Source organism: Prevotella sp. AM42-24, assembly GCF_003461825.1.
In the GTDB taxonomy this organism is placed as follows: domain Bacteria; phylum Bacteroidota; class Bacteroidia; order Bacteroidales; family Bacteroidaceae; genus Prevotella; species Prevotella hominis.
This window is the reverse complement of sequence record NZ_QTXV01000181.1, coordinates 305-557: the sequence shown is the minus strand read 5'-3', so window position 1 is coordinate 557 and position 253 is coordinate 305. Positions and strand designations below refer to the sequence as shown.

At 49.4% G+C, this 253-nt stretch carries 1 protein-coding gene; it reads right to left on the bottom strand.

All coding sequences use genetic code 11. The features are described from left to right. Positions 1-253: hypothetical protein (locus DW917_RS17635; protein WP_199545601.1), on the bottom strand; the 253-nt coding region annotated here is incomplete at both ends.

The window sequence follows — 253 nt, the reverse complement described above, 5'->3', positions numbered from 1 at the left end:
GTCAGTCGGGCTGTACTTGCCTCGGTTGCAGTAAGATAGATGTCCTGTCGCTGACCGACCCACTTGTCCATAGAAGTCTGGTCTGTACCCAATGGGGTGAATGCCATCGTGAGAGGATCAACCTTGTCGTTCTCGTTTTCAGGCAATTTCAGCAATGACTCGTCAATAGGCTTTGCATATCTGCCCTCTGCCGAGTTATAAACAAAACCTCCCCAGCCACGGTAAAGCATACCGAAGCCAAGATTGTCATTCT